This window comes from Nocardioides sp. 1609 (genome assembly GCF_004522105.1).
Classification (GTDB): Bacteria; Actinomycetota; Actinomycetes; order Propionibacteriales; family Nocardioidaceae; genus Nocardioides.
The window spans coordinates 676,123-689,434 of record NZ_SPUJ01000001.1 but is presented as its reverse complement, the minus strand read 5'-3'; the positions used below and the strand labels follow the sequence as shown (position 1 = coordinate 689,434).

Below are 13,312 nucleotides of genomic sequence, written 5' to 3'. Positions count from 1 at the left end.
TGCGAGGCATCAGGAGCGCGGCTCCCACCGCATCGAGCGTGAGGCGAGGGCGAGGGCCAGGACCGTCCAGGCGACCATCACGGCGAGCGGGCCGGCCGCCTGGCTCCACGTCTCGGAGAACGACAGGGTGGACTCCGTCGCCCCGGTGCCGTCGAGCCCGAACCAGCCGACCCGGACCAGCTCGCTGATGGCGGCACCGGGGGTGTAGGAGACGAGGTCCTGCACGGTCTCGGACAGGCTGGTGAGCGAGGCCAGGATCGGCCCGGCGATGGCCAGGATGATCACCGGCATGCTGGTCAGCTGCGCCGCCTCGGCGCTGCGGGTCCAGGCCGCCGTCCAGTACGCGAGGCCGGCGAACATGGCCGCGGAGACGAGTGCACCGACGGCGAACAGGGCGGCGTTGAGGGGGAGCGGCTGACCCAGCGCGGACGCCGCCGGGACGGTGACGGCGCACACCGCGAGGGCGCACAGGACGCCGGGGAGCGCGATGCCGACCAGCAGCTCGGAGTCACGGACCTCACCGGTGCGCATCCGCTTCAGCACGAGCTCGTCGCGCCGGTTCACGAACTGCGACAGCACGTTGTAGAACACCGGGAACAGTCCGGCGGTGAGCACGACACCGCCGATGCCGGAGGCGCCGAGGGCGATGTCACCGCGCTCCCCGGGGAGCAGCAGGAGCAGGCCGGCGAGCGGCAGCACCGTGCCGTAGACGAGCGCGAGCCGGTTGCGGGCGAGCAGGACGAGGTTCCACCGGGTCAGGTGGACCAGTCGACGGACGGAGAAGCGGTCGGCCGCGGCGGGGGCGGCGGTCGTGCTCGGGGTGGCGGTGGCGGCGCTCATCGGAGGCTTCCTTCCAGGGGGACGGCGGTGGTCGGGTCGGCGGACCGGGCGGGCGTGACGGCGTCCGGGTCGCGGCCGTCGGCGATCGCGAGGAAGACGGTCTCCAGGCTGGGGCTGCGGGCGTCGAGCCCGCCGAGCCGGACGCCGTGGTGATCCGCCCAGTCGAGGAGGTCGCCGAGCGAGGTCTGCAGGTCGGTGGTCTCGAGCGTCGTCCGGCTGCGCTCGTGCCGGACGCCGGTGACGCCGGTGAGCGGGTCCGGGAGGGTGTCGAGCCGGTCGAAGGTGATCATCGAGGGGTGTCCGGCGGCGATCTCGGTCGGCGTCCCGGACCGGACGATCTCGCCGCGGTGCATGATCTCGAGCCGGTCGGCGAGGGTCTCGGCCTCCTCGAGGTAGTGCGTGGTGACGAGGACCGTCGAGCCCGCGTCGCGGAGCCCGGCGACGAGGTTCCACACCTGGCGTCGGCTCTCGGGGTCCAGGCCCGTGGTCGGCTCGTCGAGGATGACCAGCTCGGGGTCGCCCATCAGCGTGCAGGCGAGGTCGACGCGTCGGGTCTCGCCGCCCGAGAGCGACAGCATCCTGGTGTCGGCCCGGCTGCCCAGCGAGAGCAGGTCGAGCATGTCGTCGACCGGGCGCGGCGCGGTGAGCGTCCCGCTCCACAGCCGCAGGGTCTCGCGCACGGTCAGGTCGCCGGAGAAGCCGCTGCGCTGCAGCAGCACCCCGGTCCTACGTCGGACGGCGGCGCGGTCGGCGATCGGGTCGAGCCCGAGCACGCGGATCTCGCCCGCGGTCGCGGCGGCCAGCCCCTCGATCACCTCCAGCGTCGAGGTCTTGCCGGCGCCGTTGGTGCCGAGGAGGGCGGTGATGGAGCCGGCGGCCACGTCGAGGTCGATGCCGCGGACGGCCTCGAACGCGGTCGCGCCGTGTCCGAAGGTGCGCCGCAGGCCGCGGACGCGGACCGCAGGCTGCCCCGGGGACCGGGTGGTGGGGTTCGTGTTCATGTCTCAACCCTCGCGGCGGCCGGGCGGTTTCCTCAGTCGCGTTCCTCACCGGTCGCCGATGACAAATGTCATCGCCCGCCATGATGGTGTCGTGACCCACGGCATCTCCTTCCCCGCCCGACCCGACGGCCGTCGCAGCACCACCGAGGTGGGACGCGAGGTCGTGGCCGACGCGCTGCGCGCCGTCGACCCGGCCGGCGCGCTCGGCGTCGAGCAGGAGACCGCGTGGCGCAGCGGGTACGTCGTGCACTTCCGCCGCCTGGTCGAGGCCGGCCTGACGACGCCCGAGGCGTGGGTGCAGATCGCCCGCGACGGGCTGGACGCCGTCCACCGGCGGATGGTGGTCGCCGACGACGGCGACGGGGGCGCCGGGCGTGACACCGCGGCTGCCGATCGTCCGCTCGGCTGGCTGCTCGACGCGGCGCCCACCCGGGTCCTGCACACCGAGGAGGTCCGCGGGGACGGTGCCGCGATCACCGAGCTCGTCGTGCCCTACCGCGGACGCGACCTGCGCGGCGACGCGCTGCGCGACCAGCTGGCCGACTGGGTGGTCCGCGGCGTGATGGAGCCGTCGGCCGCCGAGGCCGTCGCCGACGTCGCGGCGCACCCCGAGTGGCTGCGTGCCGAGGGGCACACGGTCGTCGTCCTCGGCGCGGGGGCCGAGATGGGTCCCCTCGCCCCGCTGCTGCGCTGGGGCGCCACCGTCGCCGCCGTCGACCTGCCCCGCGAGGCGGTCTGGGAGCGGGTGCGCGCGACCGCGACCCGGGCGGCCGGTCGGCTCCTGGTGCCCGTCGACGACGCCGGCGCCACCGGTGCCGACCTGCTCGCCGAGGTGCCGGAGGTCGCGACCTGGGCCGAGGGACTCGACGGCCGGCTCGTCCTCGGCAACTACCTGTACGCCGACGGGGCCACCCACGTGCGGGTGACGGTGGCGGCCGACGTCCTGGGGGCGCGGCTGCTGCGGACCAGGCCCGACACCGCGCTGGCCTTCCTCGCCACGCCGACCGACGTGTTCGCCGTCCCGCGTGCCGCCGTCGTGGCCTCGACCGACGCCTACGTCGAGCGCGGCCGCATCGCCAAGGTCGTGGGCCGTCCGCTGCGCTGGGTCTCCCGCGGCCGGCTCCTGCACCGGGCCTACCCGCCGGCCGCCGACCCCGGCATCGGCGACAGCCTGGTGCCGGTCCAGGGCCCCAGCTACGCCCTCGCCAAGCGGATCCAGCGCTGGCGCGCCACCACCGCGCTCGCCGACGGGGGACTGGTGTCCTTCCACGTCGCGCCCTCGACCCGCACCCGCTCGGTCCTCAAGAACCGCGCGCTCGCCGCCGCCTTCGCGGGCGCGCACCGCTTCGGGGTCGAGGTCTTCGAGCCGGCCACCGCCAACACGCTGATGGCGGCCCTGCTCGTCCGCGACCTCGCCCGGCCGCCGACGCCGCGGGCCCACCCGTGGCAGGACGAGGCCGCGGCCGCCGTCCACGGTGGGCTGTGGCGCGCGGCGTACGAGCCCCGCAGCGCGCTCGGCCTCGCCGCCGTCCTCGGCTACGGCAGCGCGCGCGGCTGAGCCCGGGCGCGCGCGGGTCGAGGCGAGGCCGGTGGGACGGTGACGCGACCCGCCGGGCGGGTGACGCCGTTCGTGGCGCCCCTCCGTCATCATCCGGTCATGGCGTTCGGACGGCTCCTGGTCATCGTCTCCCTCCTCCTGCTCGGCACGACGCTCCCGGCGGCCGCCGCCGAGCCGGCGTCGCTCGCCCTGACCGCGACCGCGGGTCCCGCGGACGCGGACGCACCGCTGACGGTCACGCTCACCGCGACCGACGGCGCTCCGCTGGTCGGCGCGACCGTCGTCGTCGAACGGCGTCGTAGCGGCGCGTGGGCGGCGGTGGCGACGGTCGTCACCGACGCCGCCGGTCGTGGCACGGCCGTCGTCCGGCGGGCACGGGACGCCGGCGACAACGTCTTCCGCGCCCGCTACGACGGCGACGGGGTGCACGACCCGGCCCGCACCGCCCCGGTGTCCAGCCGCCTGGTGCGCCAGCCGGGCGTGGTCACCGTCGGCGGCCGCGACCGCGTCGTCGACGAGCGGGCCGTGACCCTCCGCGTGCGGTGGAGCACGGCCGCCGGTGCGGGGGTGCCGGGAACGGTGCGGCTCGAGCGCCGGCTGCCCGGCGAGCGCTGGGAGACCCTCCGCACGCTGCGCACCGACGGCCGCGGCCGCGCCACGCTGGAGGTCTGGCCGCGGGTCGACACCCGGTGGCGGGTCGTCGCCCCCGCCCTCGACTGGGTGCGGGGCGACCGCAGCCCGGTCCACGCCGTCGACAACCTGCCGCCCGGCGTCCCGGTGCGCCTGCCGGCCGCGGCACCCGAGCCGCGCGTCGACCTGCCCCGGCAGCCGCGCGCGACCTCGAGGGGCGCGGACGCCGTCATCACCGCGATCCCCGACGGCATCTGGAGCGACATGACCGGACGCAGCTGGCACGAGGGCTGCCCCGTCGGCCGCTCCGGCCTGCGGCTGCTCCGCATCAACTACTGGGGCTACGACGGCTACCGCTACCGGGGCGAGCTGGTCGCCGCCGCCGGCGCGATCGACAACATGGCCCGCGCCCTCACCGCGATGTACGCCGGGCGCTACCCGATCCGCGCGATGGTCCGCGTCGACCGGTTCGGCTGGTCCGAGCGCGTCCAGGGCGCCGACGACCACCGCTCGATGGCGGCCGGCAACACCTCGGCGTTCAACTGCCGCTGGGTGGTCAACCGCCCCGGGGTCCGCTCGCCGCACTCGTACGGTCGCTCCCTCGACGTGAACACCTGGGAGAACCCCTACCGCTCCGCCACCGGCCTGGTGCCCAACAGCTGGTGGCAGGCGCACAGCCACCCGCGCGTCGCGTGGCGCTCGCGCGACCACGCCGTCGTCCGGATCATGCTGCGGCACGGGTTCCGGTGGACCTACGGCACCGGCGACAGCCAGCACTTCGACGTCCCGGGAGCCTCCGGACGGGTCGCCGGGCCGGCGCCGCGCGCCTGCGGTGGCCACGCCTGCCACTGACCTGCCACTGACCGCGACGTCACCGGGTCGACCGCGGGTGTTGGTGCGCTCGTCACCGATGAGTGGTTCAGTCGACCCATGACATCTCGGAGATCTCGGACCATCCCCGGCGGACGCATCGTCGCGCCCGCCCTCGCCGCCCTCACCATGACGCTCCTGGCCCCGCTCGCGCCGGCCACCGCCGACCGCACGACGGTCGAGCAGGAGCGCTCCGCCGCGCCGTCGAGCGCGCGCGTCCAGCAGCTCGACGAGCCCCTCGTGTTCGGCCACCGCGGCGCCTCGGGCTACCGGCCCGAGCACACCCTGGCGTCCTACGAGCTCGCGATCCGGCTCGGCGCCGACTACATCGAGCCCGACCTGGTCTCCACCAAGGACGGCGTCCTGGTCACCCGCCACGAGAACGAGATCGGCACGACGACCGACGTCGCCGACCACCCGGAGTTCGCGTCGCGGCGCACCACCAAGACCATCGACGGCGTCGCGGTCACCGGCTGGTTCACCGAGGACTTCACGCTGCGCGAGCTGAGGACGCTGCGAGCCAAGGAGCGGCTGCCGCTGGTGCGGCCCGGCAACACCCGCTACGACGGCCGGTTCCAGGTCCCGACGCTCACCGAGGTGCTCGCCCTGGTGCAGAAGTGGGAGAAGCGGCTCGGCCACAAGATCGGCATCGCCCCGGAGACCAAGCACCCGACGTACTTCGACTCGATCGGGCTGTCCCTCGAGGAGCCGCTGCTGCGGGCCCTCAAGCAGGCCGGCAAGAACAAGGCGCGGAGCAAGGTCGTCATCCAGTCCTTCGAGGTGGGCAACCTGCGCGAGCTCGACCACGCCACCGACGTCCCGCTGGTGCAGCTCGCCGACGCTCGGGGCGGCCCCTACGACCTCGCCGACGAGGGCGTCACCTACGCCGAGCTGACCAGCCGCGGCGGCCTGCGGAAGGTCGCGCGGTACGCCGACTGGGTCGGTCCGGAGAAGAGCCTGGTGCTGCCGCGCGACACCGCCGGCGCCCCGGGGGCGCCGAGCGCCCTGGTCGGCAACGCCCACCGCGTCGGCCTGCGCGTGGTCGTCTTCACCGTGCGCGACGAGAACCAGTTCCTGCCCGCGAACTTCCGGATCGGCACCGACCCGAACGCCAAGGGCGACGTCTTCGGCGAGATCACCGCGCTGCTCGACGCCGGCGTCGACGGGCTCTTCTGCGACTTCCCGGACTCGGGGGTCTTCGCCCGCGACGAGTGGGTCGGCTGACGGGCTAACCTCGACGGCGTGCCCGCCTGCGTCTTCTGCGCCATCGTCGCGGGGGAGGCGCAGGCGTCCGTCGTCCTCGACGAGCCGGACTTCCTGGCCCTCCTCGATGTCCGCCCCCTCTTCCACGGCCACGTGCTCCTGGTGCCGCGCGAGCACGTCGAGACGCTGCCCGACCTGCCGGCCGGGCTCCGCGACGGGTTCCTCGAGGCCGCTCAGCGGATCGCGGTCGCCGTCAAGGACGCGCTGGGCGCCCAGGGCAGCTTCGTGGCGATGAACAACACCGTCAGCCAGTCGGTGCCGCACCTGCACCTGCACGTCGTCCCCCGCACCAGGGGCGACGGCCTGCGCGGCTTCTTCTGGCCGCGCACGACGTACGCCGACGGGGAGGCCGACCGGGTCGCCGCCTCGCTGCGGGCGGCGATCGGGTCCTGACCGGCCGCGCGCGCCGGGCGACCGGGGCCCGGCCGGAGGCAACCGAACGGCGTCCCACCGCGTCTACCAGGACATGAAGCTGGACGGCCTCGGCAAGACGGTGCTCGGCACCGTCGGGATCCTCGCGATGACCCTCGTCGCGTTCGCGCTGCAGACCCCGCTCGGGGGGCGTTGAGCGTTCCTCTACGGTGGGGAGGTCCGCCAACTAGTTTGGCCACCAACCACAGAGGAGTCACCGGGATGGGTCGCTACGACGGACGGGTCGCCGTCATCACCGGGTCGGCGCGCGGCATCGGGTTCGCCATCGCCACCCGCCTGGCCGAGGAGGGTGCGTCGGTCGCCGTCGTCGACCTCGACGAGGGCGCGGCCGTCGAGGCCGCCGGCCGGCTGCCCCTGACCGAGGGCGCGAGGGCCGTCGGCATCGGCGCCGACGTCAGCAGGAGCGCGGACGTCGACGCCGCGATCGCGCGCACCGTCGAGGAGCTCGGCGGCATCCACGTGCTCGTCAACAACGCCGGCATCACCCGCGACAACCTGCTCTTCAAGATGACCGAGGACGACTGGGACCTGGTCATGGGGGTGCACCTCAAGGGCGCCTTCCTGATGACCAAGGCCGCGCAGACGCACTTCGTGGCCCAGAAGTACGGGAAGATCCTTAACCTCTCGAGCGTCTCCGCCCTCGGCAACCGCGGCCAGGCGAACTACTCCGCCGCCAAGATGGGCGTGCAGGGCTTCACCCGCACCCTCGGCATCGAGCTCGGCCCGTACGGCGTCAACGCCAACGCGATCGCGCCCGGCTTCATCGCCACCGAGATGACCGACGCCACCGCCGCCCGCCTGAAGATGGACGTCGAGGAGTTCCGCCGCCTCAGCGGCGAGGCCAACCCGGTCAAGCGGGTCGGGTTCCCCGAGGACATCGCCGCGACGGCCGCGTTCCTGTGCAGCGACGAGGCGTCGTACATCACCGGCCAGACGCTGTACGTCGACGGCGGCGCCACGCTCGTCTGACCGACCGCCCTCCGACCGACGTCCGGTCGGACGTCGCCCGACACGCCCGCCCGCCTCCCGGGCGGCGTGTGCCGCGGCGCGCACACTTGAGCCGATAGTCAACCGATCGACTACACCATTGAACTCCTCGAAGGGACGTCCCACGTGCGTCGCACCCGCACCGCTCTCGCCACCGCCACCGCGCTGTCCCTCTGCCTCGCGCTGAGCGCCTGCGGGGGCGACGAGGACTCGCCGGAGAAGGCGGCGTCCACGCCGACGCCGACCGCGGAGGTCTCCGGCGACCCCGACACCTGGCCGCTGACCGGGTTGCCGGTCGCCGACGGCAAGGAGTCGATCCAGAAGCACCCCGTGCTGGTCCTCAAGATGGACAACACCCCCTCCAGCGCGCCCCAGGAGGGCCTCGGGTCGGCCGACCTGGTCGTCGAGGAGCTCGTCGAGGGCGGCGTGACCCGCCTGGCGGCGTTCTACTACTCGAAGATCCCCGGGGACGTCGGGCCGGTGCGCTCGATGCGCGCCTCCGACATCGGGATCGTCGCGCCGGTCGACGGCGCCATGGTCACCAGCGGCGCGGCAGGGGTGACGATCTCGCGGATCAAGAAGGCCGGCATCGAGTTCTTCGCCGAGGGCGCCAGCGGCTTCTACCGCGAGGACTCCCGCAGCGCGCCGTACAACCTCTTCACCAACCTCCAGGACGTCGCCAAGGACGCCACGACCAAGCCCGCACGGCCGGTGGACTACCTGCCGTTCGGCCCGGCCGAGGACCTGCCGGCGGGGCAGGAGGCGACCTCGATCGCGGCGTCGTTCTCCGCGGGGCACACCACCGAGTGGACCTTCGCCAAGGACGCCTACGTCAACGAGAACACCTTCGCCGCCGACGGTGACGAGTTCCCGGCCGACACCGTGCTCGTGCTCAAGGTGAAGGTCGGCGACGCCGGCTACCTCGACCCGGCCGGCAACCCGGTCCCGGAGACGAAGCTCGAGGGCAAGGGCGAGGCGCTGCTGTTCCACGGCGGCCGCCTGGTCCGCGGCACCTGGTCCAAGGACTCGCTCGAAGCGCCGCTCGAGCTGGCGACGAAGGCGGGACCGCTCACCGTGCCCGTCGGCCACACCTGGGTCGAGCTGGTGCCGGACGACGGCGGCGACGTCACCTTCGAGTAGTCGACCCGGCCGTCGACCCGGCCGTCGACCCGGCCGTCGCCCCGGCCGTCGACCCGGCCGTCGACCCGGGCAGCGCGACGCCGGCCTCCGACAGCGCCTGGAAGCCGGCGATGATGAAGGTCATCGCGACCTCCACCCGGTCGGCGGCCGCGACGCCGTCCTCGGCGCCGGCGACCGACTCGCCCGCCGAGGCCATGGCGCCGAAGAAGATCCGCGCGAACGTCTGCACCATCTCCTCGTCGAGCTCCCAGTCGGCGGCGACCTGCACGGAGCGCACGATGTCGACGACGTTGGCGTAGGTCGAGCGCTCCTCCTGCTCGCGGAAGCGCTCGTAGCCCAGCACGGCCGGACCGTCCTGCACGACGATGCGGCGGTACCGCGGCTCCTGGACGACGGCGAGGAAGGCGCGCAGCCCCGTGCGTGCCTTGTCCCACGGGTCGGTCCGGCCCTCCAGCGCCAGGCCGATCGTGCGGGCGGCGTCCGCCTCGACGCGCACGAAGACCGCCTCGAAGAGGGCCTGCTTGCCGGAGAAGTGGTGGTACAGCGCCCCCTTGGTGACCTCGGCGCCGGCCACGATGCTGTCGAGGGAGGCGTTCGCGTAGCCGTGCTCGGTGAACAGGCGCTCCGCCACGTCGACCAGGGTCCGCTTCGTCGAGGCCGAGTACGCCGCCCGGCGGTTGCCCGGGACCTGCGGCGCGAGCTGGGAGACCTTCGGCTTCGACATCGCGCCAGCCTAGGGCGTGCGCGGGATCACGCCGTCGATTCGTTGGCCGGACCACCGTGCTGCTCCATACTGAGAGTACGTACCAACGGTATGTGAATCGATCCGAGGAGCGCACCATGACCTGGACGTCCTTCCACCGCCGGGCCGAGACGCTGCGGAGGGTGGTCGCCACCGCGAACAGCCGACGCGACGGCGTTCTCCCGACCGACGTCGACGGCGTCGCCGAGACCTTCGCCGACGACCTCGACCTGCTCGGCGCCCTGCAGCTCGCCTGGCACACCCGTCTCGGGGGCCACCTCGACCGTCGCCTCGCCGAGGAGCCGCTCGACCTCCCGGCCGCCGTCGTGGCGGCCTGGGGAGCGGCGTACCGCGACCTGCCCGGCGTCCGCGCCGTCCTCGACGCCGGTCGCGAGCGCCCCGCCGACGACGCCACCGCGCTGGCGACGGCCCGGGCCGCGGTCAAGGAGCACGCCCTGCTCGCCGTGACGTCGGGCCTCGCCGGGCTCGGGGACGACGCGGCCGCGGCGCCGATCGGCGCCGCGCTGGAGGAGCGCGCCCGCGCCGCCGTGGCGGCGGTCGAGGAGCGGCGCGACGTGCCCGCCCGGTCGTTGCTCGGAAGGATCCGGGCGGCACTCGCGGCCTGACCCGTCATGATGGTCGGGTGAGCGACGTGCGACCGGGGATGCTGCTGGTGGCCACGCCTGCGCTGGCCGACCCGAACTTCGCCGAGACCGTCGTGCTGATGCTCGACGTGAACGACGACGGCTCGGTCGGCGTCGTCCTCAACCGGCCCACCGGGCTCGCGGTCGCCGAGGTGCTCGGTGCCTGGGGCGAGGTCGTGGCCGAGCCCGAGGTGCTGTTCCAGGGCGGCCCGGTGGAGACCGACGGCGCGTTGGCGGTCGCGCTGCGCCGCGGCGACGACACCGGCGTCCTCGGGCTGCGCGAGGTCGTCGACCGGCTCGCCCTGCTCGACCTCGACACCCCCGTCGAGCTGGTCGACGACGAGCTCGACGGGCTGCGGATCTTCGCCGGGTACTCCGGCTGGGGCGCCGGCCAGCTCGAGCGGGAGATCGAGGAGGGCAGCTGGTACGTCGTCCCGGGACTCGCCCCCGACGTGTTCCGCAGCGACACCACGACGCTGTGGCGCGACGTCCTGCGGCGCCAGCCGGGCGATCTCGCGATGCACTCGACCCGGCCGGCCGACCCGGGGCTCAACTGATCCCAGCGGTTCTTCGGCCGACCCCTGCGCGTACTACCCTGGAGGCGTGACCTCCTCCCCGTTCGGCTTCGGAACCTCGACCGCCACCAAGGAGCGCGAGGACGAGCGCACGGTCCCGACCGACGAGGGCGACCACGAGCGGTTCTCGCACTACGTCGACAAGGACAAGCTCACCGAGGCGATGGTGATGGGCACCCCGGTGGTCGCCCTGTGCGGCAAGGTCTGGGTCCCCAGCCGGGCACCGGAGAAGTTCCCGGTCTGCCCGGAGTGCAAGGAGACGTGGGAGAGCCTCAAGGGCGGCGGCGACTCGGGCTCCGGCGAGTGACGGGCGCGCCCCGACCTCACGACGACGCCCACCTCACCACCGCACTCACCCCGGCCTGGCCGGAGCGCGCGGCGTGGGGCACGGCGCCGTCCCTGCGCGCGTGGCAGACCGCCGCGATGAAGGACTACCTCGAGCGGTCCCCGCGCGACTTCCTCGCGGTCGCGACCCCGGGGGCCGGCAAGACGACGTTCGCGCTCTCGGTCGCGGCCGAGCTGATCGGGCGCCGGGTCATCGACCGCGTCACGGTCGTCGCGCCGACCGAGCACCTCAAGCTGCAGTGGGCCGAGGCGGCCGCCAAGGCGGGCATCCCGATCGACCCGACGTACTCCGCGGGCAAGGGCAAGATCTCCAGCGACTTCCTCGGGATCGCGGTCACCTACGCCGGCGTCGCGGTGAACCCGCTCGCGCTGCGGATCCGCACCGAGCGGTTCCGGACCCTGGTCATCCTCGACGAGGTGCACCACGCCGGCGACGCCCTGTCGTGGGGCGAGGGCGTCCGCGAGGCCTTCGAGCCCGCCGCGAAGCGGCTCGCGCTCACCGGGACGCCGTTCCGCTCCGACGTGAACCCGATCCCGTTCGTGACCTACGCGCCCGGCGACGACGGGATCCCGCGCTCGGTCGCCGACTACACCTACGGCTACGGCCACGCGCTGGCCGACCACGTCGTGCGTCCGGTGCTCTTCCTCGCCTACTCCGGCGAGATGTCGTGGCGCACCCGCGCCGGTGACGAGATCGCCGCCCGGCTCGGCGAGCCGCTCACGAAGGACATGACCAACCAGGCGCTGCGCACCGCGCTCGACCCGGCGGGCTCGTGGATCCCCTCGGTGCTGGCCGCCGCCGACAAGCGGCTCACCGAGGTGCGCCGGCACGTGCCGGACGCCGGCGGGCTGGTGATCGCGACCGACCAGGAGTCGGCGCGGGCCTACGCCAAGACGCTGCGGGCGATCACCGGCGAGGCCCCGACCGTCGTGCTGTCCGACGAGAAGGCGGCCTCGAAGAAGATCACCGCGTTCACCTCCAGCGACACGCGGTGGATGGTCGCGGTGCGGATGGTGTCCGAGGGCGTCGACGTCCCGCGGCTCGCGGTCGGGGTCTTCGCCACCACCATCGCCACCCCGCTGTTCTTCGCCCAGGCGATCGGCCGGTTCGTCCGGGCCCGCAACCGTGGCGAGACGGCGTCGATCTTCCTGCCCTCGGTGCCGGTGCTCCTCGGCCACGCCTCCGAGATGGAGGTGGAGCGCGACCACGTGCTCGGTCGCCGGATCACCGACGAGGACGACATCTTCGCCGCCGAGAACGACCTGCTCGCGCAGGCGGAGGCCGGCGAGGGCGCCTCCGACGAGCTCGACGGGGCGTCGTTCGAGGCGCTCGGCTCGGAGGCGACGTTCGACCACGTGCTCTTCGACGGCGATCAGTACGGCTCGGAGGAGGAGATGGACTTCCTCGGCATCCCGGGCCTCCTCGAGCCGCAGCAGATGCGCGAGCTCCTGCAGCAGCGCCAGGCCGACGGCGCGCGGGCGCAGAAGGCTCGCGAGGCCCTGGCCCAGGCCCGCCGCGGCGCGGCTGGGGGGGAGCCCGACACCGTCGCCGAGGTGAGCACCCACGAGCAGCTCGCCGTCCTGCGCCGCGAGCTGAACGGGCTCGTCGGCGCCTGGCACCACCGCACCGGCCAGGCCCACGGCATCACGCACGCCGCGCTGCGCAAGGAGTGCGGCGGTCCGGCCGCCGCCGTCGCCAACGCCGAGCAGCTGCGAGCCCGGATCGACCGGGTGCGCGAGTGGGCGGTCAAGAAGTCCGGCTGAGCCCGCTCAGGTGTCGCGGGGTCGCGCGCCCGGACCCGGCCTCGGGGCCGCCGCGCGGGGGTCGTCGAGGCGGTGCCCGGCCTCGCAGGTGAGGGTGGCGTGGACGGCGGCACCGCAGTCGCGGTGGGCGATCTCGACCGGCGGCCCGTCGGCGTCGGCGTAGTAGCGCGCCCCCCAGTCGGCGAGGGCGGCGAGGACGGGGTAGAGGTCCAGACCCTTCTGCGTGAGCCGGTACTCGTGGCGCTCGCGGCCGTGCTCGGGGCGGTACGGCACCCGCCGCAGCACGTCGTGCTCGACGAGCAGTGCGAGGCGGTTGCTCAGTACCTGGCGGGGCACCCCGGAGTGCCGCTGGACGTCGTCGAAGCGCCGGACCCCGTTGAAGACCTCGCGCAGCACGACCACCGTGGACTTCTCACCGAGCACCGCCATGGCCCGGGCGACCTGGCAGTTCGCGGTCGACCACGCCAGGGCCGGAGGTGCGACGGTGTCCATGCCGACACTCTAGGTCTTCTTGACAGACT

The 13,312-nt window shown here is 74.1% G+C and carries 14 protein-coding genes; 10 read left to right on the top strand and 4 right to left on the bottom strand.

Annotation, left to right across the window (positions count from 1 at the left end; translation table 11 throughout):
* Positions 1-9 precede the first annotated feature (9 nt).
* Together E4623_RS03205 and E4623_RS03200 are read right to left on the bottom strand one after the other, a co-directional pair.
* On the bottom strand, positions 10-840 hold the full coding sequence (locus E4623_RS03205; RefSeq protein ID WP_134765038.1) for an ABC transporter permease: 831 nt from the start codon (positions 838-840) through the stop codon (positions 10-12).
* Entirely contained in the window at positions 837-1,841 is a 1,005-nt protein-coding gene (locus E4623_RS03200) for an ABC transporter ATP-binding protein (RefSeq protein ID WP_134765037.1), read from the bottom strand. Before E4623_RS03200 ends, E4623_RS03205 begins: the two co-directional genes overlap by 4 nt.
* Positions 1,842-1,932: 91 nt before the next feature.
* Between E4623_RS03200 and E4623_RS03195 the strand changes: the two genes are divergently transcribed.
* The 6 genes from E4623_RS03195 (at position 1,933) to E4623_RS03170 (ending at position 8,721) form a co-directional block, all read left to right on the top strand.
* Positions 1,933-3,399, top strand: coding sequence for a hypothetical protein (locus E4623_RS03195; protein ID WP_167736439.1), 1,467 nt, complete (start codon positions 1,933-1,935; stop codon positions 3,397-3,399).
* Positions 3,400-3,498: 99 nt separating this feature from the next.
* Positions 3,499-4,881, top strand: coding sequence for a M15 family metallopeptidase (locus E4623_RS03190; protein WP_134765035.1), 1,383 nt, complete (start codon positions 3,499-3,501; stop codon positions 4,879-4,881).
* A gap of 78 nt (positions 4,882-4,959) precedes the next feature.
* A complete protein-coding gene (locus tag E4623_RS03185; protein ID WP_134765034.1) occupies positions 4,960-6,123 on the top strand; it encodes a glycerophosphodiester phosphodiesterase in 1,164 nt (387 codons plus the stop codon).
* An 18-nt stretch (positions 6,124-6,141) separates the two neighbouring features.
* Positions 6,142-6,555 (top strand): HIT family protein, encoded by a 414-nt coding sequence (locus E4623_RS03180; protein ID WP_134765033.1) that lies wholly within the window; start codon positions 6,142-6,144, stop codon positions 6,553-6,555.
* 240 nt (positions 6,556-6,795) lie between these two features.
* Positions 6,796-7,563: a 3-oxoacyl-ACP reductase FabG gene (gene fabG / locus E4623_RS03175; protein WP_134765032.1), complete on the top strand. Its 768-nt coding sequence runs from the start codon at positions 6,796-6,798 to the stop codon at positions 7,561-7,563.
* A gap of 144 nt (positions 7,564-7,707) precedes the next feature.
* Positions 7,708-8,721, top strand: a complete 1,014-nt coding sequence (locus E4623_RS03170) for a DUF3048 domain-containing protein (RefSeq protein WP_167736438.1) — start codon at positions 7,708-7,710, stop codon at positions 8,719-8,721.
* Here the strand turns inward: E4623_RS03170 and E4623_RS03165 are convergent.
* Positions 8,708-9,445: a TetR/AcrR family transcriptional regulator gene (locus tag E4623_RS03165; protein ID WP_134765031.1), complete on the bottom strand. Its 738-nt coding sequence runs from the start codon at positions 9,443-9,445 to the stop codon at positions 8,708-8,710. The genes E4623_RS03170 and E4623_RS03165 overlap by 14 nt on opposite strands.
* Positions 9,446-9,561: 116 nt before the next feature.
* Between E4623_RS03165 and E4623_RS03160 the strand changes: the two genes are divergently transcribed.
* The 4 genes from E4623_RS03160 to E4623_RS03145 all read left to right on the top strand — a co-directional run bounded on the left by E4623_RS03160 (position 9,562) and on the right by E4623_RS03145 (position 12,791).
* Positions 9,562-10,089: a hypothetical protein gene (locus tag E4623_RS03160; protein WP_134765030.1), complete on the top strand. Its 528-nt coding sequence runs from the start codon at positions 9,562-9,564 to the stop codon at positions 10,087-10,089.
* 17 nt (positions 10,090-10,106) lie between these two features.
* Complete coding sequence (locus tag E4623_RS03155; RefSeq protein ID WP_134765029.1) at positions 10,107-10,664, top strand: YqgE/AlgH family protein; 558 nt, start codon at positions 10,107-10,109, stop codon at positions 10,662-10,664.
* Positions 10,665-10,710: 46 nt separating this feature from the next.
* Positions 10,711-10,989, top strand: a complete 279-nt coding sequence (locus E4623_RS03150; protein WP_134765028.1) for a DUF3039 domain-containing protein — start codon at positions 10,711-10,713, stop codon at positions 10,987-10,989.
* A 92-nt stretch (positions 10,990-11,081) separates the two neighbouring features.
* Positions 11,082-12,791, top strand: coding sequence for a DEAD/DEAH box helicase (locus E4623_RS03145; protein WP_280633635.1), 1,710 nt, complete (start codon positions 11,082-11,084; stop codon positions 12,789-12,791).
* A 6-nt stretch (positions 12,792-12,797) separates the two neighbouring features.
* Here the strand turns inward: E4623_RS03145 and E4623_RS03140 are convergent, their stop codons facing one another.
* Positions 12,798-13,283: a helix-turn-helix domain-containing protein gene (locus tag E4623_RS03140; protein WP_134765026.1), complete on the bottom strand. Its 486-nt coding sequence runs from the start codon at positions 13,281-13,283 to the stop codon at positions 12,798-12,800.
* Between the last annotated feature and the right edge of the window lie 29 nt (positions 13,284-13,312).

Bases quoted from the DNA above. Each gene is read 5' to 3' on its own strand.
- E4623_RS03185 (WP_134765034.1), top strand. From the start codon at position 4,960: ATGACATCTCGGAGATCTCGGACCATCCCCGGCGGACGCATCGTCGCG.
- E4623_RS03140 (WP_134765026.1), bottom strand. From the start codon at position 13,283: ATGGACACCGTCGCACCTCCGGCCCTGGCGTGGTCGACCGCGAACTGC.
- E4623_RS03190 (WP_134765035.1), top strand. From the start codon at position 3,499: ATGGCGTTCGGACGGCTCCTGGTCATCGTCTCCCTCCTCCTGCTCGGC.
- E4623_RS03205 (WP_134765038.1), bottom strand. From the start codon at position 840: ATGAGCGCCGCCACCGCCACCCCGAGCACGACCGCCGCCCCCGCCGCG.
- fabG (WP_134765032.1), top strand. From the start codon at position 6,796: ATGGGTCGCTACGACGGACGGGTCGCCGTCATCACCGGGTCGGCGCGC.
- E4623_RS03160 (WP_134765030.1), top strand. From the start codon at position 9,562: ATGACCTGGACGTCCTTCCACCGCCGGGCCGAGACGCTGCGGAGGGTG.
- E4623_RS03165 (WP_134765031.1), bottom strand. From the start codon at position 9,445: ATGTCGAAGCCGAAGGTCTCCCAGCTCGCGCCGCAGGTCCCGGGCAAC.
- E4623_RS03200 (WP_134765037.1), bottom strand. From the start codon at position 1,841: ATGAACACGAACCCCACCACCCGGTCCCCGGGGCAGCCTGCGGTCCGC.